The sequence below is a fragment of the Acinetobacter sp. FY683 genome (assembly GCF_059515885.1).
Genome location: NZ_JCAKNA010000006.1, coordinates 104,729 through 128,106, shown reverse-complemented (window position 1 = coordinate 128,106; position 23,378 = coordinate 104,729). Strand labels below are relative to the sequence as shown.

General features: G+C 32.6%; 24 protein-coding genes. 9 read left to right on the top strand and 15 right to left on the bottom strand.

Annotated features, from left to right (window positions below; genetic code table 11):
- Window positions 1–4: 4 nt before the first annotated feature.
- The 5 genes from AC5YDH_RS05170 to ispH form a co-directional block, all read right to left on the bottom strand.
- Window positions 5–748, bottom strand: coding sequence for a PilX N-terminal domain-containing pilus assembly protein (locus AC5YDH_RS05170; protein ID WP_496117349.1), 744 nt, complete (start codon window positions 746–748; stop codon window positions 5–7).
- On the bottom strand, window positions 748–1,740 hold the full coding sequence (locus tag AC5YDH_RS05165) for a PilW family protein (protein WP_321088932.1): 993 nt from the start codon (window positions 1,738–1,740) through the stop codon (window positions 748–750). The genes AC5YDH_RS05170 and AC5YDH_RS05165 overlap by 1 nt, the downstream gene beginning before the upstream one ends.
- Entirely contained in the window at window positions 1,740–2,261 is a 522-nt protein-coding gene (gene pilV / locus AC5YDH_RS05160) for a type IV pilus modification protein PilV (RefSeq protein WP_321087570.1), read from the bottom strand. The genes AC5YDH_RS05165 and pilV overlap by 1 nt, the downstream gene beginning before the upstream one ends.
- Entirely contained in the window at window positions 2,261–2,695 is a 435-nt protein-coding gene (locus AC5YDH_RS05155; protein WP_311917907.1) for a pilus assembly FimT family protein, read from the bottom strand. Before AC5YDH_RS05155 ends, pilV begins: the two co-directional genes overlap by 1 nt.
- A gap of 157 nt (window positions 2,696–2,852) precedes the next feature.
- Entirely contained in the window at window positions 2,853–3,803 is a 951-nt protein-coding gene (gene ispH, locus AC5YDH_RS05150; RefSeq protein ID WP_321087569.1) for a 4-hydroxy-3-methylbut-2-enyl diphosphate reductase, read from the bottom strand.
- Between the two features lie 133 nt (window positions 3,804–3,936).
- On the opposite strand from ispH, the gene gmk reads away from it, so the two are divergent.
- From gmk to bfr, 6 genes are all read left to right on the top strand, one after another.
- Window positions 3,937–4,560 (top strand): guanylate kinase, encoded by a 624-nt coding sequence (gene gmk / locus AC5YDH_RS05145; RefSeq protein ID WP_311917909.1) that lies wholly within the window; start codon window positions 3,937–3,939, stop codon window positions 4,558–4,560.
- Between the two features lie 77 nt (window positions 4,561–4,637).
- On the top strand, window positions 4,638–4,919 hold the full coding sequence (gene rpoZ / locus AC5YDH_RS05140; protein WP_004809957.1) for a DNA-directed RNA polymerase subunit omega: 282 nt from the start codon (window positions 4,638–4,640) through the stop codon (window positions 4,917–4,919).
- Between the two features lie 219 nt (window positions 4,920–5,138).
- On the top strand, window positions 5,139–7,244 hold the full coding sequence (locus AC5YDH_RS05135; RefSeq protein WP_321087568.1) for a RelA/SpoT family protein: 2,106 nt from the start codon (window positions 5,139–5,141) through the stop codon (window positions 7,242–7,244).
- A gap of 74 nt (window positions 7,245–7,318) precedes the next feature.
- The gene (locus AC5YDH_RS05130) at window positions 7,319–7,702 is read left to right on the top strand and encodes a RidA family protein (protein ID WP_154772216.1); all 384 of its coding nucleotides are present in this window, start codon (window positions 7,319–7,321) and stop codon (window positions 7,700–7,702) included.
- Between the two features lie 186 nt (window positions 7,703–7,888).
- Window positions 7,889–8,083, top strand: a complete 195-nt coding sequence (locus tag AC5YDH_RS05125; protein WP_154772217.1) for a bacterioferritin-associated ferredoxin — start codon at window positions 7,889–7,891, stop codon at window positions 8,081–8,083.
- Between the two features lie 244 nt (window positions 8,084–8,327).
- Window positions 8,328–8,792: a heteropolymeric bacterioferritin subunit Bfr gene (gene bfr, locus AC5YDH_RS05120; protein WP_154772272.1), complete on the top strand. Its 465-nt coding sequence runs from the start codon at window positions 8,328–8,330 to the stop codon at window positions 8,790–8,792.
- 61 nt (window positions 8,793–8,853) lie between these two features.
- Here bfr and AC5YDH_RS05115 read toward each other — a convergent pair whose 3' ends face one another.
- Entirely contained in the window at window positions 8,854–10,479 is a 1,626-nt protein-coding gene (locus AC5YDH_RS05115; protein ID WP_496117343.1) for a PglL family O-oligosaccharyltransferase, read from the bottom strand.
- 135 nt (window positions 10,480–10,614) lie between these two features.
- On the opposite strand from AC5YDH_RS05115, the gene AC5YDH_RS05110 reads away from it, so the two are divergent.
- Genes AC5YDH_RS05110 through AC5YDH_RS05100 form a run of 3 tightly spaced genes read left to right on the top strand, consistent with a single transcriptional unit; the run spans window position 10,615 to window position 13,947 of the window.
- Entirely contained in the window at window positions 10,615–11,760 is a 1,146-nt protein-coding gene (locus tag AC5YDH_RS05110; RefSeq protein ID WP_496117341.1) for a glycosyltransferase family 4 protein, read from the top strand.
- The gene (locus AC5YDH_RS05105; RefSeq protein ID WP_496117339.1) at window positions 11,757–12,800 is read left to right on the top strand and encodes a glycosyltransferase; all 1,044 of its coding nucleotides are present in this window, start codon (window positions 11,757–11,759) and stop codon (window positions 12,798–12,800) included. Before AC5YDH_RS05110 ends, AC5YDH_RS05105 begins: the two co-directional genes overlap by 4 nt.
- Window positions 12,793–13,947 (top strand): glycosyltransferase, encoded by a 1,155-nt coding sequence (locus AC5YDH_RS05100; RefSeq protein ID WP_496117337.1) that lies wholly within the window; start codon window positions 12,793–12,795, stop codon window positions 13,945–13,947. Before AC5YDH_RS05105 ends, AC5YDH_RS05100 begins: the two co-directional genes overlap by 8 nt.
- Here AC5YDH_RS05100 and AC5YDH_RS05095 read toward each other — a convergent pair.
- The 9 genes from AC5YDH_RS05095 to AC5YDH_RS05055 all read right to left on the bottom strand — a co-directional run bounded on the left by AC5YDH_RS05095 (window position 13,942) and on the right by AC5YDH_RS05055 (window position 23,358).
- Window positions 13,942–14,940, bottom strand: a complete 999-nt coding sequence (locus AC5YDH_RS05095) for a stealth conserved region 3 domain-containing protein (protein WP_496117336.1) — start codon at window positions 14,938–14,940, stop codon at window positions 13,942–13,944. The two genes, AC5YDH_RS05100 and AC5YDH_RS05095, sit on opposite strands and share 6 nt — an antisense overlap.
- A complete protein-coding gene (locus AC5YDH_RS05090; protein ID WP_496117335.1) occupies window positions 14,940–15,950 on the bottom strand; it encodes a stealth conserved region 3 domain-containing protein in 1,011 nt (336 codons plus the stop codon). The genes AC5YDH_RS05095 and AC5YDH_RS05090 overlap by 1 nt, the downstream gene beginning before the upstream one ends.
- Window positions 15,947–17,647, bottom strand: coding sequence for an ABC transporter ATP-binding protein (locus AC5YDH_RS05085; protein ID WP_496117334.1), 1,701 nt, complete (start codon window positions 17,645–17,647; stop codon window positions 15,947–15,949). The genes AC5YDH_RS05090 and AC5YDH_RS05085 overlap by 4 nt, the downstream gene beginning before the upstream one ends.
- Window positions 17,648–17,654: 7 nt before the next feature.
- On the bottom strand, window positions 17,655–18,503 hold the full coding sequence (locus AC5YDH_RS05080) for a glycosyltransferase family 2 protein (protein WP_496117333.1): 849 nt from the start codon (window positions 18,501–18,503) through the stop codon (window positions 17,655–17,657).
- Entirely contained in the window at window positions 18,503–20,419 is a 1,917-nt protein-coding gene (locus tag AC5YDH_RS05075; protein WP_496117332.1) for a tetratricopeptide repeat protein, read from the bottom strand. Before AC5YDH_RS05075 ends, AC5YDH_RS05080 begins: the two co-directional genes overlap by 1 nt.
- A 68-nt stretch (window positions 20,420–20,487) precedes the next feature.
- The gene (locus AC5YDH_RS05070; protein ID WP_496117331.1) at window positions 20,488–20,925 is read right to left on the bottom strand and encodes a pilin; all 438 of its coding nucleotides are present in this window, start codon (window positions 20,923–20,925) and stop codon (window positions 20,488–20,490) included.
- Between the two features lie 195 nt (window positions 20,926–21,120).
- Window positions 21,121–21,681, bottom strand: a complete 561-nt coding sequence (locus AC5YDH_RS05065; protein ID WP_321088946.1) for a TPM domain-containing protein — start codon at window positions 21,679–21,681, stop codon at window positions 21,121–21,123.
- A complete protein-coding gene (locus AC5YDH_RS05060) occupies window positions 21,675–22,694 on the bottom strand; it encodes a TPM domain-containing protein (protein ID WP_407060878.1) in 1,020 nt (339 codons plus the stop codon). The genes AC5YDH_RS05065 and AC5YDH_RS05060 overlap by 7 nt, the downstream gene beginning before the upstream one ends.
- A gap of 73 nt (window positions 22,695–22,767) precedes the next feature.
- A complete protein-coding gene (locus AC5YDH_RS05055; RefSeq protein ID WP_248101209.1) occupies window positions 22,768–23,358 on the bottom strand; it encodes a LemA family protein in 591 nt (196 codons plus the stop codon).
- Between the last annotated feature and the right edge of the window lie 20 nt (window positions 23,359–23,378).

Sequence of the window (23,378 nt, the reverse complement as noted above, 5' to 3'; positions counted from 1 at the left end):
GATTTTAGCTCGCAACACCCATATAAGTATCTAAAATGAAATCTTGCATCTGCGTATTAAACGGAACATTTTCTTTGGTTAAACATGCATCTATTGTTTCTGCACTACCTGACAATGGTTTTTCACTTGGTCGCTTTAAACATGCTGTTATTTTGACTGCTGTAGCTGTACTTAAATTGGGCAAAATTGATGTCACATAAACACGCACACGTTTAGTTTGCTCTGCATCCAATTTACCTAAACTAGATAAATCACTTCCTAAGTTCACACTTTGCAATGGTTTTGATTCAATATTAGAGGGTGGATTAACCACAATCGTAACTTGTGTAATTTGTGCTTTACGACTACTTGCATAATCTGCCTGTTTCGCTAAGTCACAAAACCCAGATACACTACTTACAGTAATATCAGTACTGTTCTCATTCCAGTTCAATAAACTTGTTGTACCAACAGAAAATGCCGTATCTTGCTTTAATTGACTTCTAAAACAGAAAACGACTTCATTTCCTGAGTTTTTAAGTGCATATCCCAATAAAGATGTCGGATTCCCACTTGTACTAGCAAAGTTTGTATTTCCAATTCTGTATAACACAGCATCAGATGATTGCATTAACAGTTGTTGTGCTTGGCTATTTGTCGCTACATTTAAACTCAACATACTTTGTCGTATCGCAAATGTACCAACAATCGTAATTACCATAAGTAGCAATAGAACAATCACTAAGGTAGATCCTGTTTGCTTTCTCATTACATCACCGCCTTCGCTTCTGTGTACATTCCATTTCTTAAAGCAATGGTTTGAGACACAACTCTGCGTAGATATTTTGTTGTATTTGCATGTGGTTTTAAGTAAATATTTTGGTCTAAAACACCATAAACCTTATCATCTGAAATCAAACTAGAAACATTCGCTGTATCGTTTGAACGTACAAGCATTCCAACCTGTATTGAAGATATTCTTGGTCTTGGATAAGTCTGCAACGCAAGATAGTCAGATACACTGATATATCTAAAACTATTATTAAGGTCGTTGTTCGAAACGCCCAATAAAAAACGCAAGTAATCTACGCGACGAATTAAAATTTCACCGTCAGTTTTCCCAAATTCCAATGTAGAGGTCGATGGATTTTTTAGAATTTTTATACTTGCATCGGTATACCAACCAGCTTCACACGCTAAGGCTAATGCTTGATTTGCTTCGGCATTCGAAACATTCGTATCTAATCTTAAGAAATAACGTTGTACGATATATCGCCCAGATGTATAGCTATTTCCTTCGCAATCCGTTCCATTTTGATCTGCATAATATTGGATAACCAATTGATCCGACTTTAATTCCGCTTTGGCTTCATCAAGCACATTACTTAATTGTGTTTTACTCGAACTCAAAGGAACCGCAGTCGCAAGACTATTTGGATAATTTATTGGGATATTGGAGGGATTAAATATAGTAGTTGGAACAACGGCAGGTGCATTTCTAGATGTTAAAAGAATGCCACTATTCAACAACCGATCATTAATTAAACCTACATTTTCATAATTTGCACGACGAATATCGCTCGTAATATAACGTAAACCAAAATTTCCACTTTCTTGTATTTCTGCCATACCCTTTTGAGTATTTATAGAAATTTGCCCCGTGATAAATAATTGAATAGCCGCTGCTGTAATAAGCAAACCAAGCACAATCGCAATCATTAACTCTATAAGAGTAAAGCCAAGTTGATTATTATTTTTCATTAATATAGCTCCATGACAATGCATTTAGCTTCAGGTAAATAAGTACCTCCCGAAGTACAAGCTTGTTTATCTGTCGCATGATTTATAGGCTTTGTTTCACCCCAAGCAATGTAAATACAAATACGGTCTACAGCACCTACAACTTGACAATTCGGTAAAGAAATTTGCATTGCTGTGCTTTGAGCACGACTTACGATTTGAGCTGTATCGTATTTCGCCATGTCGGTACCCGTACAAACGGTATTACCCAAACACTTTTTTAATCCAGATGTTGTTATATTGATTTGTGTTGTTTTATTTAGCTCATCTACATATGTCGCCAAACTATTTCTATTTACACGAATACGTTCAGCAACATCTCGCGCGATATTCATCGCCTCAATTTTTGACATTGCTTCATCGGTCGCATCTACCGCTTTAAGTTGTAAAGCCGTAAATCCCATAACACCAATAGCAAGTAGAAGTAATGCAATCAAAACTTCAATCATGCCTACACCTTTTTGATTTCTTATTTTTATCATTAGCATGTCCCATCCGCTTTATAAAAAATGGAACCACTTTTCGTCAAAATTAAATTTTTAGTCATTCCTATTTTTGAATTGCATAATTTAAATTCGATATCGGCTGTTACAGCACTTAAAGCACCATCTTTTTTAAATGTTAAACTTGATAAAGTTGCCGGTGAAATTAGTTTATTTTGTGGATTGATACTCCAATAGTACTGAGTATCTGTATTAGCACCGGTCGCAAAATTAATTTGAATTTCTTTTCTTAAAAAAACAGCCTGACTGCGCCCCTGAGTCAGAACATTCGCTAAACTACGAATATCAGAATTGAGATTTTGTTTCGCCAACATTTTGCTAAAAGACGGTATTGCGAGCACAGCTACTATTGCAAATACTAAACTTGCAATAATAAGTTCTATAAAAGTAAAACCCTTTCTTATTGTTCTCATGACCACCACCATGGCAGTTAACTTTATTATTGTTTTAAACTAAACCCCTTGTGAACAAAAAACATACTAATATTTGATAAATGGTATAAAAAAACAGATGACCAACACACAGTGATCACCTGTTTTTGAGACTTAATTCATGTAAAAATCAAGAAATTTATGCTTGTACCACCTGAATACGAAGTTCTTTTGGCAAGCTAAAAGTAATATTTTCTTCACGACCTGCAAGCTCTTCAGGCGCCTGTGCACCCCAATCTTGCAAACGTTGAATCACTTGTTTAATTAAAATCTCTGGAGCGGATGCACCCGCCGTTACACCAATTTTAGAATTTTCTGTAAACCACGATTTATCTAACTGTTCTGCATTATCGACCAAATATGCTTTTTTTCCCATTCTTTCAGCAAGCTCACGTAAACGATTTGAGTTTGATGAGTTTGGTGAACCAACAACAAGTACAACATCACACTGTGTTGCTAAATCACGTACAGCATCTTGACGGTTTTGCGTTGCATAGCAAATATCGTCTTTGCGTGGACCTTGAATTTCTGGAAATTTCTGACGTAAAGCATCAATTACTTTCGCAGTATCATCAATTGAAAGCGTAGTTTGCGTTACAAATGCAACTTTATTTGGATGATTAACTATTAATTTCTCAACATCTTCTTCATCTTCTACTAAATAAATTTCACCACCATTTTTTTTGTCATATTGCCCCATCGTACCTTCTACTTCTGGATGACCTTCATGACCAATTAAAATAGCTTCGACACCTTCGCGTGCATACTTAGTCACTTCAATATGAACTTTGGTCACCAATGGGCAAGTTGCATCAAATACTTTTAAGCCACGACGTGCTGCTTCTTGTTGAACCGCTTTGGATACGCCGTGTGCACTAAAAATAACAATATTGTCATCTGGAACTTCATCTAGCTCATCAACAAATATTGCGCCACGCTGACGTAAGTCATCTACAACAAATTTATTGTGTACGACTTCATGACGCACATAAATAGGAGGATTAAAACACTCAAGAGCGCGATTTACGATCGCAATTGCACGGTCTACACCTGCACAAAAACCACGTGGATTAGCCAATACAATTTCCATAGAACCCTCGATGTTCAAGTCAATTTGCAGAAGAATTGAAAAATAATACAAACAAAACGACGCTTAGCTATTTTGTTTAAGCATGCTCTACTCTAAAATAGAGAAGATATTTTATCATATCAGGAAAAATATCATGTCGGGTCTCTTGTTTGTCGTTTCTGCTGCTTCAGGAACAGGCAAAACATCTTTAGTTAAAGCCCTACTTGAGCGTGTTAACAACCTACACGTTTCTGTTTCTCATACGACACGTGGACAACGCCCTGGCGAGTTAGACGGCGTTCATTATCATTTTACGCAAAAAGAAACATTCCTTGAGCTTGTTAAGCAAGATGGCTTTGTAGAATATGCAGAAGTTTTTGGCAATTACTACGGAACAGCACAAGCAACCGTAAAAGAACAACTTTCAAAAGGTCATGACGTTTTACTTGAAATTGATTGGCAAGGTGCTGAACAAGTTCGTAAACTTTTTCCTGAATCTAAACAAATTTTCATTTTGCCACCTAGCCAGTTTGATTTACGTCAACGTTTATCTAACCGTGGCACAGACTCTGTTGAAGTAATTGAACATCGTTTAGGTTGTGCCGTTGAAGACATGCAACAATATTCAAACTTCGATTATGTCATTATTAATGATGACTTCAATAAGGCTTTACATGATTTAGAAGCAGTTATTATTGCAAATCGTTTAACACTTTCTCAACAAGCAAACAGACATCAAGAACTTATTATGAAATTAATTACTCCAGCAATGAAGTGATTAAAACTTGAGTCTAAGAGCAAAGAGCCTTATACTGTTCAGTCTGTTAAAATTTATTAATTCAAACGAGAATTCTTATGGCACGCGTAACCGTTGAAGATTGTTTAGACCATGTAGACAACCGCTTTGAGCTTGTACTAGTGGCAAGCAAACGCGCGCGTCAATTGGCACGTCAAGGCATTGAACCTACTGTTGAGTGGGACAATGATAAACCGACTGTTGTCGCTTTACGTGAAATTGCTGAAGGTCATGTGTCTAAAGACATCTTGAAACAACGCGACCAAGACTATCAAACATCTAGTCTTGACCTTGCACTTTCTGCAAACAATTTAAATTTAGATGGTTTTTCTTTTCAATAAGAATTAACCCTCAAAAAAGCCTAGTTTAAAACTAGGCTTTTTTTATTTTAGAACTTTAATATTTTTTAAATAACAGTTATAAATAAGAGATAAAGATTTTTCTTTGAATTGATACTACTAACTCCCAAAATGAAAAAATAATTGACATACTTCTCAATATGCTTTTCATTAGTAGTTTCTATCTCCTATTACATTGCAACTTTAGAGAAAAGGTGGTTTATGCCGGGTGCAGAAGTCAGCCAAGCCAGACAACAACTTAAAGTAATTATCGATGCTTATTTAAGTGAAAGCGATGTCGATAGAGTGCTTGCGGCTTGTGATTACGCAGACATTGCACATGATGGTGTAACACGTAAAAGTGGTGAACCTTATATCCTGCATCCTATTGCAGTCAGTTGTATTCTGGCTCATATGCGATTAGATGCTGAAACACTTATGTCTGCACTATTGCATGACGTTATTGAAGATACAGAATTTAGTAAAGAAGATATTACCGAAAAATTTGGAAAAACCGTTGCAGAGCTTGTAGATGGCGTGACCAAACTTAGCCACTCAAGCGATAAAGAATATAATAAAGCAGCATCCTTCCGAAAAATTCTACAAGCCACCCTACAAGACCCTCGCGTTATTATTATTAAGCTTGCAGACCGTTATCATAACATGACGACCCTTGAAGCATTACGCCCAGATAAACGCGCACGTATTGCCCAAGAAACCATCGATATTTTTGTACCAATGGCACGTATAGTTGGTATGAATGAAATGGCAGATAACCTAGAGCATCTGTGTTATCAGAACCTAGATTTAGATATGTTTGATAACATTCAAGAAGCACTACTGCAAACAAAGCCAAAACGCTGTGAATACCAATCTATTTGGGAAAAAAATCTAAACGACCTATTAAAGAACCATAATATTGAAGGTCGAATTAAAAAGAAAAATAACAATATTGAGCTACTCAGACACTTCGTTAAAAATGATATCAACCTACAAGAACTCACGCACAGCCATGCCTTTGAAATTATTTTACAAAGCATTGCAGACTGTGACCGTCTTGCAGACATTTTAAGAGAAAACTTTAAAGTCCTTCATTACGTAGATCATATTCGTCGCCCACTTCCTGGCGGTAACCAATCGTTAATGATGCGATTAAAAGGCGAAAATACGACCTTATCTCTTACAATCCAAACTGAACTGATGCGTAAAGCAGCACGTTTTGGCGTAGTACTTGGTGAAAATGCACCTCAAGCTTGTCGTTCTGCAATTCAAGCATCTATGCAAAACTTAAACTTCCTTGTAGATGGAAGTTGTGCCAAAACAACATTTAATGATTTCTTAGATTATTTACACCAAGAAAAAATTTGGGTGTACACCCCTCATGGTCATTTACATGAACTGCCACAAGGTGCAACTGCTGTAGACTTTGCTTACTCAGCAAGCTTATTTTTGGGTAACCATGCAGTTGGATCAAAAATTAATGGTGAAACAAAGCCTTTATCTACACCGCTACTCAATGGTCAAGTCATTGAAATTATTACCGATGTGTTGGCAACACCTAATCCAGATTGGTTGAGTTTTATTAATACACAAAAAGCACGCCGTGCTTTACAAAATATTTTGCGTGAACAAGATCTTGATGAACAACGTCTTGTTGGCGAACAAGCTTTAAATCGTGCTTTAAAACTGTTTAATCGCTCTATTAAAGACCTAACAGATAACGACTGGAATGACTTATTAACTTGGCGTCATGCAGAGTCTAAAGAGCATTTATACGAACAAATTGCAGTGGGTGATTTATTACCTCAATTGGTCGCAAACCATTTATTTGTTCAAGACCAAATAATTGAAGAACACACATCAAATCGCTTAATTCAAGGTACAGAAGGTGTAGATGTTAAATATGCACATTGCTGCAACCCTGTTTTAGATGACCCGATTATGGGACATTTGTCTCGTCGTGGATTAATTGTTCACCGTATTCGTTGCCATAATTTATTACATGAACAGCAATTGCATCCTGAAAATATCATGCCACTTCATTGGACATCTGAAGATGTAGATGATGTGAGTTTCAATGCTTATTTATCTATTGATATGGACATGAATGATGAGCAAATCTCTGAACTCATTTATCAATGTCGTAAAGCTAAAGTAGGTGTAGAAATGGTTCGTGCTTACGAAGCAAAAACCTATGTCAATGTTGTGGTAAACGACCGAAATCAAATTGCTAAAATTATCCGTGATTTACGTATGCACTTTGGTTTCCCACGTATTACTCGTTTATCTTTACCTATCAATATGCCTGAATCATCAATTGCGAGCTAGAATTTAGCAAGAAAGGCTTCTATGAAGCCTTTCTATAGCTTATGATGAATTGAAAATGACCAAAGGAGAAATAGATGTCCCGCCAAGTGATTCATACTGAAAATGCACCTGCTGCTATCGGTACTTATTCTCAAGCTATTTTAGTAGGTAATACCCTATATCTTTCTGGTCAAATTGGTTTAGACCCATATAGCATGGAACTTGTTGAAGGTATTGAAGCACAAATTCGACGTGTATTTGATAACGTAAAAGCAGTATGTGAAGCTGCAGGTGGCTCTTTGGCAGATATCGCTAAATTAAATATCTTCTTAACAGATTTATCTCATTTCCAACTTGTAAACCAAATTATGGGCGAATATTTTGCTCAACCTTATCCTGCTCGTGCAGCATTAGGGGTTGCAAGCCTACCCAAAGGTGCTCTAGTTGAAATGGATGGTATTGTAGTTATTAATCAATAACTTAAAATCTAATTATAAATGCCACTTGCGCTAAAATTTGATCAACACTCAAATTTTCGCTCAGGTGGCATTTTTTTATTCAAAAACTCAATAACAATAAAAGGCAAATTAAATGATTTTTATTGACAAACGATAATAATTATCAATAATATCACTTATCTTATTTATTCTTTTATGGTTGTATCAATGTACGTATGTTTGTGCCGTGGTATTACAGATCAAGACATTAAAGATGCTATTGCAAATGGCGCAGATAGCTACAGAGACGTACGTGACTTATTAGACCTTGGCACATGCTGCGGTCGTTGTGCACCAGAAGCTCGTTCGATTATTAGCGATGAAATTTCAATGATTGCTTCTCGCTTAGCAGTTGCAGCCTAACTCAATTTTCAAATAAGCATAATTATAAAACCAATGATCTAAAGATCATTATTCCTCCCCCGCTTCTGACTCTAGCGGGTTTTTATTGCCTTGCGTTTATAAAATTCTAAATGTGTCCTTTTGATTTTGATTGCGATTTTCATTTGCTGTTCTATAAATCTCTCGCCAATAGTGCTTCTGTTGGTTAATATAATTAAAAATGCCGCTTGATGAACAAGCATTGAATAATGGATGGAGTAGTTTAATGAAAGGCAATCGTGATGTGATTAACCAGCTAAATCAGGTGCTTTATCATCATTTAACGGCAATTAACCAATATTTCTTACATTCACGTATGTTTAATGATTGGGGAATTGAGAAATTAGGTTCTGCTGAATACAAAGAATCTATTCGCCAAATGAAACATGCAGATAAAATTATTGAACGTGTTTTATTCTTGGAAGGTTTACCAAATTTACAACACTTAGGTAAGCTTTATATTGGTCAGCATACGGTTGAAGTTCTAAACTGCGATGTTCGTAAAGTTAAAGAAAATATTGAAGCACTTCAGAAAGCTGTTGTTTTAGCTGAACAAGAACTTGATTATGTTACGCGTGACATCGTTCAAGAGATTCTTGAAAAAGAAGAAGAATACCTTGATTGGACAACGACTCAATTAGATTTAGTCGAAACAGTTGGCACTGAAAATTATATTCAAAGTCAGCTTTAAAATATTTATGTCATAAAAGAGCCAGCTAAATGCTGGCTCTTTTATTTTCTTAGATTCGTATTTAAAATTCAGGCTTTAAAATATTTTCATAAGGAATATCTGCCTTACGAATAATTTTAATCATTTTTAACTGATGTTTAGCTTCTGCTTCATAGCCATTAAATGCAAGTAATCTTGCAAATTTCACCATGTTATAGCTTGTTGGATAAAGTAAAACGATGTGTGAAATATCTTCAATTTGCTGAGGCGACACATGGCTATAAGGATCCATCTTCACCCATTCAATTCTATGTTTAAACTCTGTAAGCAAAAGCACAGGTTGATAATTGGTTATTTTTTCAGGTGTTTTCTCATATTTCATTGCCTGACTTAATCGAGTTGAAGCAACATCATAATCTCGATAGATAACAGCCAATAAAATAATACCTACAGCAAAACTTAATTTCATAAAAACTGGCGATACAACGATATCTGTTTTTAAAATACGTTGTGCTTGGACTACACCAATAATAAAACCAACAGGAAGCAAGAAATATGCATAATTTTGCGGGAATTCTAGCATCGCATGAATAATGAAGACTCCAACCATTAAAATACCAATAATTGATTCTGTAGATTTCACATGCTTTTGAAGTTGGTATCCCCAATAGCTGAAATAGGCTAAAAATGGCACGCCAATAATTGCGCCATTCCAAAGAATAAAGTCGAGTATGAAATTATGTGCGCTACGCACCCATACAGGCCCTTGAAAGTATTCGCTAATGGTCGTGTATGCAGTGCTCGATTGGAACCAACCATAGCCAAACCACGGCTGATATTCGACAGCGTGTAGCATCTGCTTCCAAATTGCTAAACGCGACATATCGCCTGTTGTACGACGTGCAATATCTACAGACTTAATTTGTGCATCTGAAAATTGACTCAGATATGCACCCAGAACAGGAAATAAGAAGATAAGCCCTACAAATACAGCTAACCAAGCAGTTAAGGCATACCATTTAATCGTAATTTGACCTTTAAATTGCTGATATCCCAAATAAACAAGAATACATGCACAAGCAACCCAAGACGTTCTAGATTGGCTAAGTGCAAGACTAATAAGCATAATGAATGCACAACTTACCAATACCGATGTTTTTATTTTTTGTTTTTCGAATAAATATAAGCATGCAAGCAAAGCCATGAGCAAAAATGTTGCCATATTATTTGGTTGTGCAAAGTTTGCGTATGGACGTGCATTGACTAATCGTGTAATTCCGGGAAGTACTTCATCTAAATTAAGCCATTGGCAAATTGCAATGAGTGCAGTGAGAACACCTGAAAGCAAAAATACATAACTTAAAGTTGTAAAAATTTGCTCTCTATTAAATTTACCAATACTCAGGTTATAGCCAAAAATAATTGCAAACCAAAGCCCTAGAATATAAATAGAGCTCATTAAAGCATTACTAAAGAAAAATACTTTTCCAAAGAAAAATTGCCCAAATGGAATGACAGCCAATACCACCAAGCCTAAACTCAGTTTAGGAATATGAACTTTTTCTTTTATTAATAATGCAGCAAGTGTAACGAGTGCAAAAAATGCATAAAGCTCGCCTGTATAAGTTACCCATGGGTGATAATGGATAGGAATGAGCCAAGCAAGTGAAATAAATACACTTGCCAACAAAACTAAAAGGAAGTTCATATTTAAGGAAATACTAAAATTTTAGATATGATAAAGAAAAAAATGCATTAAAAAAATAAATGCTTCTTATATTTAACATAGCAATAATAAGCAAACTCCCTATAATACAAAAATAGCTTTAACTTTCATGTGACTATGAATAAAAAAAGAATTTTACTCGTAACTCGAAATCTCCCTCCTCTCATTGGCGGTATGGAGCGTTTAAATTGGCATATTGCTGATGAACTTAGTCACGATCATGAAACTATTCTTTTAAGTCATTATGATGCTAAAAAACTCGCACCTAAAAATTGTGAGTTTATTGGAATCCCTCTCAATCCATTACCGATCTTTTTAATTTTTGCTTTTTTTAAAACTTTATTTATTTGTTTAATACAAAAACCTGATATTTTATTTGCAGGTAGTGGGCTTACAGCACCTATTGTCGTGTTTTGGGCAAAAATTTTTAGAAAAAAAAGTCTTGTTTACATTCACGGTTTAGATATTGCAACAAACCACCCTATATATAACGCTATATGGATACCATTTATTCGACATTCAGATCAAATTATTGCAAATAGCACACCAACTCTAGAAATTTGTAAAAGTAAGAAAATTCCTAATCATAAAATAACAATGATTCATCCAGGTGTTACTTATCCACCATTAGATAAAAATTTATCACTCATCGGTCAATTGAAATATGACTATAATTTGGAAAGCTCAAAAGTTCTTATTTCTGTTGGACGCTTAACCAAAAGAAAAGCACTTAAAGAATTTGTAGACTTATCTTTAGCACAAATTATTGCGAAAGTTCCTAATACAAAATTAGTTATTATTGGTGATACACCCTCACAGTCTTTAAATAAAAATCTTCAAAGCAAAGAAGAGATTTTACATGTTGCCAAGCAACATAATATTGAAGATCACATCGTATTTATTGGTAATATTTCAGATGACAAGCTTCTTTCATCATGGTTTTATCTCGCAGATTTACATATATTTCCTGTGAAGCATATTCCAGATGATCCAGAAGGATTTGGCATGGTTGCTATTGAAGCAGCAGCACATGGAACACCAACCATTGCATTTAAAACAGGTGGAATTGTGGATGCTATTGAAGATAAAAAGACTGGTTTTTTAATTAATAATGATGATTATGAAAACTTTTCAAAATTAACAATAGAAATCCTTCAAAAACAATCCCATGTAACTTCTGAAGACTGCTGCAATTTTGCCAATAATTTTTCTTGGATAAAATTAAAATCTAAGTTCAATAATACAATTGAGAGCTTTCAATGAGCATATTATTTATTGGAAAACGCTTCTATACCAATCGAGATGCTTATACAGAAAAGTTTGGACGTATTTATCAATTACCCTACTATTGGTCTAAAGAAACTAAAACAGATTTATGGTTAGTGGATTATCACAGTAAAGAAAAAATTACAGATCAACATGACTCATTAAAAATAACATCAACCCCTATATTTAGCCTTATATTTTTTTTAAGTGTAGTGAATACACTATTTATTAATAGACCTAAGATCATTGTTGCAAGTGGTGATTGTTATATCGGACTACTATCATTTATTTTAGCTAAAATATGCAGAGCAAAATTTATATTTGATGTTTACGATAAATATGATGCTTTTACAGGATACAAAAATTTAGGCTTTAAAAATTTATTTCAGTTTCTCTTAAAACATGCAGATACATGCCTATTCGCTAGTAAAAAATTAAAAAATGATAGCGAAAATCTTTGTAAATCAACATTCTTAACACCTAATGGAGTTGATACAAATCACTTTTATCCTAGAGACAAGAATCAGTCACGTAAATTCTTCAATTTAGATATAGATAAGATTTATATAGGCTACTTTGGCAGTATGGAGATTGAACGTGGTATTGATGATTTGATTTCAGCTGTAAAATTACTACATAAAGAAAATAGTAAAATTTATATATTACTTGGCGGGAAGAAACGTGATGAATTGAACTTAGAATATGAGTTTATACATTATTTAGGAAATGTGCCTTTTAAAAATGTACCAATAGCTATGGCATGTTGTGATATTTTAACTTTACCTTATAGAAATTCTGATTTTTTAGATAATGCATCATCTTGTAAAATTGGTGAATATTCGTGTATGTGCATTCCAATTATTTCAACAAGCAGTAATAGCGTAAAAGAGTTAACATCAATAAATCAACAACTAAATTTGAATAACAACATAGCTGAAAGCATAAAAAATGTGCTTAAAAATACTTCCAATTTAAACTTTGAAACTATAGAATGGAAAAAAATTTCATATACAACATTATTTAATTTAAATGACTAAAAAAGCCATAATCCTTTTAAACATTATAGCTGACAATAAAGGAGGCCTAACAAACTCCGCAATTAAAAAAGCAAATACACTTACTGAATTAGATATTGAAACCACTATAATTACTTACCATAATCAAAAAAAACTACCTGTAGAACTATATAATCTCTATAAAAGCAGAAAGTTAAATAAAAAAGTTATAATTAAAAATTTATACTGGGATTGTACCAACCTAGATTATTCAAAAACAAAAATAGGATTAATTTATTCATATTTTTCTAAATCCTTATTAATACTGAAACATTATTTAAAAAATATGTTTACAAAAAATAAAAAAAGTATGCATATGGACCATAATAATTTTTTAAGCAAGACAATAAATAGTGAAGATGTTTTATTTTTAGAAGACAATATTCAAAAATGGACGAAAATTTTAGATGATTTCAAAAATAAAATAATAGTGACTGTACACAGCAACCCCCAATTTGATGCTACTGCAAAATTTATTATAGAAAATCAATATAAATATAGCGTTGTAAACTTTCTAACAAAGAAACAAATGCAAGAATTCAGAGAAACTAACTCATATTATTTTCCACATGCTACAGCCTCTTACAACAAATTAAATCCCAACAGAATTAAAAGAATTGTTACCCTAACCAGATTAGATTTTAGACATAAAAATATAATGGATGCTATTCAAGCCTTCGCAAATATAAAAGATACTTACCCTGATTTTAACTACGAATTATATGGCGATGGTCCAAACAAACAGGAAATATTAGATTTTATTTCTCATTTAAAATTAAATGATAGAGTTTTTATTAGGCCATACACGAATAATACTGATTTCGTTTTTCAAAATTCTTATGCAAGCATTAATTTAAGTTATTATGAAGGATTCGGTTTAAGTATTTTAGAATCACTAAGTAACAATTGTCCATGCATTGCTAGTAATGTCGACTATGGACCAAATGAAATAATTACACATGGAAAAAATGGATTTATTGTTGAAAATGATATAGAAGATATCACCAACGCACTATCCCTTATCATTAAAAATAATGACTATTATTATACCAATACATTCAAATATCAAAATAAAGATTTTAGTTTAGAAAGCTATAAACAAAATCTATTGGCACAATATAAATTATAATTCAAAACTGGATTTATTTGGGTATCTCAAATTAAAAGCTGCGGTTAACTTTTCTTTTAATTCATCAAAATTATCAACTAAATCACTATCATTAATACAAAGCGTTTTAGCTCTACATTCAACAATATCAGCAACAATACTATCAATATTTGAAGAATTTATATTATAAAAGTTACCACGATTATATGGATATACAGGATTAAATAACCCTGAAAGAAGTTGCCAATTACGGAATATATATTGATTTACATCTGTTGCTTGCCGAAACTTATTGCGACACACTTCATTAAGAAACTGCTCTTCATTTTCCCAAACATCTGAGAAAACTTTTTTTAAATATGCTTGTGGTAAATGTGGTGTTGATAGATATGAAAAATTAGACATTGGTAAATTCAATATATTTAAGAGTAAACCAATACCATATTTAAAATTAAATACTTTAAAAAAGTGGTTAGATAGAACATCGTACTTTTTAAAATATGAGTTACAAACAGCGATAGATCTATGTTTTATACAACCAAAAAAACTATCAATACCCGTTTGACGTAAAGAATCCATTACCAAAAAATCTACTGGAAGATTTTTTTTGAAAAAAAACTCGGGTTTAACTTTCTGATTTAAAAAGAAATCATCATTAAAGTAAATAAATTTCTCAGCCAGACCTTCTATTCTATGAATATTTAACTCAATTGTATGAGAGTTAAAAGTAGGTAGGAATTCAGAGTCTATAATTTCAGAATGTAAAACAATATTTAATTTTTCATTATTTATGTTTAACCAATGAGGTAAATGACCATACGTCACAAAATGAATTTTATTGATCCAATTTGCATTCTGTTCAATTGATCGAAACCAATATTTTAGTAAGTCCCAATCCCTATATCTACTGATTGAAGTGCTATATACATTTTTTTCTTCTTTTCTATAAAATGCATACTGTTCGCTCCACTTTTGATCATTTTGATCAACCCACAATATTACGATATCAATCATTACACAGACTCAAAAGTAGATTTATAAGGATACCTTTTACCAAATGATGAATTTATATCATTTTTATATTTAATAACATCAATATCATTACCATCATTTAAACAAATCATTGGAGATAAGGCACTAGCTATATCGTTCTTAATCATGGAGATACTAGTACTATTAATATTAAAGTACCTTCCCCTATTAAATGGTGAGCATGGGCTAAAATTCCCCGTTACTAATTGATTATATTTAACAACATATTGATTTAAATCATCTGGTTTTCTAAATTTATTGGATGTAACACTTTCCAAAATAGCTGGTTCTTTCTTCCAAACATCAATGAAAGATTCTTTTAAAAAAGACTGTGGTAAATGTGGGGTTCTAAAATAACTAAATTGTGTATGGATTCTATTAATTAAATTTACTAAATTAAATTTACCATATTTAAAATTATAAACTTTATTAAAATTATTTTTTAAAAATACCTTCTTTTCATAATGCTTATTTATGAAGCACATATCTCTATATACGATACATCCAAAAAAATCATCCAAATAACGCCCTCTTAAACTTTCCATGACAAAAAAGTCACAAGGCTTATTCTCAATAAAGAAAAAATCTTTTTCTAGTGGTTTATTAATAAAGAAATCATCATTAAAATAAACAAATTTTTCGGATAAACCTTCTATTCTATGAATATTTAATTCAATAGCATGACTATTAAATGTTGGTAAATAACTGGATTTTATAATATCTGAATGCTTAACCAAATTTAACTTAGAATTATTTTTATTTAACCACTCTGGATAATGACCACATGTCACAAAATGAATTTTTCTAACCCATGGGCAATTTTCTTCGATAGCCCTAAACCAATATTGCAGATTATCCCAATCCCTAAACCTTGTTAAAGACACTCCATGATTATTATTATTTTCTATATTTCTATAATATAGATAGTCTTTTTGCCATTCTTCATCATTAGAATCAACCCATAAAACTACAAAATCAATCTCATCACTCACTTATAATCCCCAAAATCTAATATTTTGTCACAATATATTAAAGCTTCTTTTCGATGTGCAATTATAATAATGGTCTTATTAGATGACAACTCTTTTAAATTTTGAGTAATTGTAGAAGCTGTTTCATTATCTAATGCACTTGTTGCCTCATCCATTAATATAACTTCTGGATTTTTATATAAAGCTCTCGCTATACCAATACGTTGTTTTTGACCACCTGATAATAATACCCCTCTTTCTCCTACCATAGTATTATAACCATCTTCCAAACTTAATATAAAAGCATGAATGTCTGCATTTTTTGCAGCCAAAACAACATCATCCATATTTATATCATGCTTAGATGTAAATGCTATATTCTCTGCAATTGTACTATCAAATAAATATACCTGCTGAGGAACATAACCAATTTTACTCCTCCATGATTTAATATTTTCTTCATTTATAATAGTACTATCAACAATAAAATCACCAGATTTGGCAAACAATAAACCTGAAATTAAATCTAAAAATGTGCTTTTCCCACAACCACTTTTCCCGACAATACCAACAAATGAATTCTTTTTAATTACTAAATTAAAATTATTTAACACATTAGCTTTATTATAAGCATAGCAAATATTTTTAAATTCAATTTGTTCATTAAATTCAATATCAAATCCTGAAGTGGTTTTTTCGTTATCTTTCAATTCAAAATCATTTGCAATTTTCTCAAAAATATCATTAACAAAGTTTAATGTTGAAATATTTTTATATATATTTTGAGCCGCTGGTAGCATTCTATATGCTGCAAAACCATATAAACCCAATAATGGTAGAATCCCTTCAATATCTTGCAACATGAAAACTAGAAAAATAGATAAAACAACAAGCCCTATATAACCAAGCAATTCAATTAAATTTTGCGGCAAACTAGAGAAAATATTATTTTTAGCTAAATTTTCCGCATATTCTCTCGAAATTTTATTGTAATTATTTATATATTCATCAGACAGATTATTGATTTTTACATCCTTTATTCCCAATAAAACTTCATGACATAACTTATATCTTAATTTATTTATTTCACTATTCTTTTTACCCATCAATTTTACTTTTTTATTTAATGTTCTATACAATATAAAATATGCAACAAACAAAAATACAAAAGCCGCCACAGCAACCACTGGTTCATAAAAGAATATTAACCCCCCCATAAATACTAAGACCAGTGTATAGCTTATTATATTTAATAAGGGATTTATTACACCATTTACTATCTGATCTACCTCAGACAAAATTCCTTTTGTTAATTCTGAAGTTCTATTATTTACAAAAAAAATGTAATTCTGACCTAAATATTTTCTTAGCAATCTTGTAGATAAATAGTGTCTCTGCAAATTTGAAAATCTATTTACATAATATTTATTTATTATTTTAAATAAAGTAGATGTCGCTACAACAAAAATTGTAATTAACCCCAATTTAATTACAAAGTCCTTATAATCTTCTGCTTGCAGGATTTCTTTTAATTTTATTAAAAGCTTATTTTGTTCTATTATTTCAGCATTTGCTATAGTTGTTAAAAATGGCACTATAGACAAAACACCTAGCATATCTATAAAAGCCATAATAACCGTTAATATCAATACAATGATTAACTTTTTTTTATCGTTATCCTCTAAAATTTTCCATAGTTTTTTTGAGTTAACAAACATATCAAACCTATTTTTCTCTATACATCAATGTTGTAATTTGTTCAGATATTAGGCCCATTAAAAAAACCATAATACTTCCCGTATAAAATAACGCACTCATGTTTGTAAATCGATGATATTCATAGAGTGTATACCCATACCATCCTGTTGCTAACAAGAATAGTAAAATAGCTAAAGGTAAAAACATTTTTAAAGGAGAATATAATGTTGCAATTTTAAAAATAATTAAGAAGAAACGTATTCCATCTCTTAATGGTTGAATGTGGCTCTTCCCAATTCTTTGACTAGCATGAATTGGCACATAACAAATAGAATAGCCGGCTCTAAAAAATGCCATTGTGCTTGTTGTTGGATAAGAAAATCCATTCGGTAATAAGTAAATAAACTCTCTAAATTTATCGGCCCTAACAGCCCTAAAACCTGATGTTAAATCTTCTACTTTATGCTCAGTCATGTAACTTGCTAAATTATTATAAAGCTTATTTGCTATTCCACGCCCTAAACTTGCTTGTGAACCTTTTTGGCGTGCCCCAACAACTAAGTCATAACCTTTATTTATTTCTGCTAACAACTTTGGTATATCAGCGGGATTATGCTGACCATCAGCATCCATAAATATAATAATATCTCCCGATGCATTCCGCGCACCTGTTTTAATAGCAGCACCATTACCTTTTGCATAAGGATGGTTAATAACCCTAGCTCCTGATAGTATAGCTAACTCTTCAGTTCTATCAGTTGACCCATCATTTACTAATATTATTTCAAATATATCGCTAATTGCTTTTACTTTCTCAATTGTAGTCGCTACCACAGACTCTTCATTTTTAGCAGGAATTACAACAGAAACTTTCATTAGTCTATCTTTTCCTGTTCTATTTCTTCAATAATAACGTTGCGAATACGCTCTATTTCCATATTATATTCCGCCTGGCTTCTCCTTAAAGTTTTTACATCCTGTTTATGATACAAATCAATAATATAATAATAAAATTCCTGAGTAACCAAAATATCACCTCTTGATGCTAATTCAGCAAACATCATTAAATTTGCCTCTATATTATTATACCTTTTTGCTGCCTGCATATAATAAATTTTAGCTTCAATAATATTATTTTTACTTAAGTGCAATTTTGCAATAAGATATGGTGAAACCCTTCTATACACCCTATTACGTGTAAAGCTTTTATTTTCATTCAATACCTCTATAAGCTTAATTAAACTAGTGTTATACTTACTATTTAAAAGTTCATCTGATACTACCGAGTCAACGATATTCCTCAAGCCCTGTACAGCTTGTGCATCAAAACTCTGATTTTTTAATCTTTCTGATGTAGCAAAAAAGTCCTTTTCCTCAGCTAAGCCAACATATACTTTATGCATTAGTAATTGTATATTAAGCAATGCACTGTCAGGTTTTTGTCTAACCTGCGATTCTAAAAATATAATAGACTCATATGCTTTTCCACGTCTTAATAGATATGATGCCAATACATTTTGTGCACGAGCAGAATTAGGTGTGTTTTTTGCCCAATACAATTGAAGCTTTTCACTATCCCCCCATAATTTCACTCGCTCGAAACTAAAAAATGCTAATAAAGACAAAATAATAGAAATAATAAAAATAACTAATTTAGGCTCTATTTTTTCTCTTAATAAATACAATCCACTAGCAATAGGTAGAAATAAAAACAAAGCTGATAAATAATTTCTATGCTCAAAATATAACTCTAAACCTAATACAGTTGACTCCATCATATGGGCTGCAAAGAAGAATAAAATTGCCACAGAAAATAAAGGAAATCTATTTTTTAAAATAAATGCTAAAAATAATAATACGATTAAAAATAGAATTGAATAAAGCGTTGTAATTGGCTGCATTAATGATTTTGAAATCAAATAACCATCTTGATAAAGACCACGCCCTTCAATTTGTGGAATAATCAGGTGATATAGATACTCTACAACAATTCTAGACTCACTATATAAACGCTCCACCTGATTAAAATTACGATTTGGCCAAAGATTTTCTGAAAAATTAAGCTCTCTAAAAATTATATACAACACAAGAATAGAAGGAAGCCATAAACATAATGCTCTCCATTGCCAAATAGGCTTATTTTCTTTATTGGGGTTACAGAACTCTAAAACCAAGATAAGTAATGGTAATAGAGCACCATTTTCCTTACTGTATGTCGCTAAAACTGTGCATATACCGATCGATATGGCCATATAAAAATAAGCATGTAGTGGCTTATTCATCAAAAGCTGACGTGCTTTGAAATATCCAACAATACCTATTAAGCTAAATAGTGTTGCTAATTGTGCCATTCGTTGAACGACATACAATGTAGTTGAAACAAAATAAGGATGTAATATCCAAATACTTGAAGCTATAAATGCAATCCAAAAAATTTTTTCTACTTTATATTTATAAGATTGTAAAATAAGAATAATTGCCCAATATAAAAATAAGCCATTTAATAAATGGATAAGTGTATTGGTATATTTAAATGATGAGGCTATAGATGGCCATGTATTATCATTGAGTAAAAAACTCGCTAATGAAATTGGTCTACCAGTGGGACCAGAAAAACCATTACTTATAAAATTTTTAGCTTTATTCCAAGTATTTATGTCTCCATAATTACCTAGGTCTTGTAAATTTGGATAATCATCAAAAATAAAATCCGCTTTAAAACCATTGCTATAAATTATGAATGTTATGCTTAATACAAGTAATAATAAGCTAAAACTTTTATTTTTAGACATTTTCCCCTCAACAATAAAAGAAAACCTACCATAAAGGTAGGTTTTCAAATCACACAAGTTAAACTAAATTAGTTTGAACCTGTACGACAGTTACTTGGTAAGTATTTTTGGTTAACACCGTTAGTATCAGCAGCTTTACATTTCCAAGTTACACCACCAGCAGAAGTTGATGGACTTAATAATAAAGCTTTATCTTTTTCAACTTTTTCATTATAAGTAATTGTAATTAAACCATTTGTTACATTTACTTTAGTAACAGAATTGCCTTTAATATCACCTTCAGCTGCCAAACCTGCTTTTGTATTGTCAGCAGGATATGCACCTTGAGAAGAAGCAAACTCTGCAACAGCAGCTTTAGCACCACCAGCAAGGCTTAAACCTTCTGTAACATGTGAACGCTTAGTGTAATCTTGGTATGCAGGAATCGCGATTGCTGCAAGAATACCGATAATCGCTACAACGATCATCAATTCAATAAGAGTAAAACCCTTTTGTACTGATTTCATAACATTCTCCACAAATGTTTTGTTAAGTTTTTATAAGCTTTATGAGCTATTTTGTACGTAGCATTTTACATGCCAGCTTTTATTATAATTATATTTTAAGCAAAAACAGAGCCTTATAATAAGTATTTTTAGAAGACTAGATGCAAATTGTTTTTATATGTAAAAAAGTGACAAAAAACGTCACCAAAAACTCACTCACCCAATAATAATTGGAGAATTTGTTAACTCGTTCTCAATATTTATTGTTCTACCTGCATAATATTCATCTAAAACTTTTCCTATTTCTCCAACACCATTTACAACTGCTTTTCTATATTCTTGCTGTTTTATACTTTGAATTATTGTTTCACAAATATTATTCCATACATCTTGAGTTGTGGCTTTCTTAATGCCTCTATCTATCAATATTTCTACTTTTTTGTCACATAAATTTATATACAACAATACACCGCTATTAAACTCTGTATCCCAAACACCTACTTCCGCAAATAACTGTTTTGCTCTTGCATGTGTATCTTGATAAAATGCATTGGCTGCTGGAATGTAAGCCTCAATAACAACTTGAATTTCCCCGACATGCCCTTGCTCTGCTACTTTTACAGCTTCTGCAATAGCATGCTGATCCTGCTGATTAAAATACCGTTTTGTTGCAGGCATGAAAAAGAAATGCTTTAACCATCGTTTAAGACTCGGTGTCGCTATTTCATTTAATTTAGGTTGCGTGACAATTTTTGTCGTTTCCGTATTTTTTACCATGAGCCTGATGCTCCTCCCCCGCCAAAACCACCGCCACCACCGCGATATCCTCCACCACCAAAACCACCGCCCGAGCCGCCCCCTCTACCACCACTGCCCGATAAAACAGCTTGAAATAATACTTGTGCAATCGTTGTAATAAGTAGAAAGAAAATACCTCCGCCAATTAATAAACTTGTGAGTAATCCTGCACCGTTTACGAGCCCTGCAACAGTTCCCGCAACAGCTGCGGTAGAAGCACTTAAGCGCTTACCAACTACAAATGACCCAATAATTCCTGCAATTAAAATAATTAATGCCGTATTAAACGTTTTCTCTTTTCCTTGCTGTTCATGTAAAGCTTGTTCTTGACGTTCTTTAAGCTCCAAAGCTGCTTGCGCTGCAATTTCAGGATCCATATTTAAAATATTTTCTATTTCAGCTAAACCCGCATCAACACCTTGTGCAAACTGATTTTGCTTAAAGTAAGGTGTAATATTATTTCGAATAATTCGACTTGCAACAATATCGGGCAAAACACCTTCTAAACCATAACCTGTTGCAATTTGAATACGTCGATCATTAATTGCTATTGCCATTAATAATCCATTATCTTGCTTTTCCGAGCCAAGTTTCCATTGCTCCGCAACACGCATTGTGAAATCAAAAATATCTTCCTGACCTGTTGTTGGAACAATCACAACACCTATTTGTGCTTTGGCTTGTTCATTTAACTTTAAAATGCGTGTGCTTATTTGTTGCTTTTCACTTGCAGATAAAATATTGGCTTGATCAATAACAGGTTCATTTAAACTCGGTAATGATCGGATTGATTCACCATCCGCTAAATCACTTTCAACTTGCAGTGGCTGAACATTTTTTTGCTCAACGCTCTGTGAATTTAATGTTTTTTGCTGATTCTGAATAATTTTTCCTGCAACAATAACATCTGCACTTTCATCCGTTGCAGTTGCTGTTTCACTCCAAGCAGAAAAACTAAAAAGCATCATGCAACTTAAAACCATAAGCTGCATGAACTTTGCTATTGGAAAACTTTTTTCAGAATCAATCATTCGCACCATTCCTACCGTGTTTTGAGCAATTTAATTATTCAAATGACACTTTTGGTGCTGTTTGTGCACTTTGATCTGCTTTGAAGTTTTCTTTGGTTTTCATACCAATGACTTTCGCTGTCATTACTTGCGGGAATTGGCGTGAATACGAGTTAAAGTCTTGCACGCTTGTAATATAACGATTACGCGCCACAGCAATACGGTTTTCCGTTCCCTCTAACTGAACTTGAAGCTCTCTAAACTGTTCATTTGCTTTTAAGTCTGGGTAGTTTTCTGAAACCGCAATTAAGCGTGACAAGGCACTGGTCATTTGTGCTTGTGCTTGTTGATATTTTTCAAATAATGCAGGATCTTCTAAAACCTCTTTATCTACTTTTAAGCCAGCAACATTGGCACGTGCTTGAGTCACTTCAGTTAATACTTGCTCTTCGTGTTTTGCATAACCTTTCACAACATTCACAAGATTAGGCACTAAATCTGCACGGCGTTGATATTGGTTTTGCACTTCTGACCATGTTGCAGCAACAGACTCATCTTTTACTTGTAGTGTGTTATAGCCACAACCCGTTAGCATTAATGTACTTGCCAATGCAGCTGCTAAAACACTTTTCTTCATATAATTCATTTCTATAAACCTCAATGACT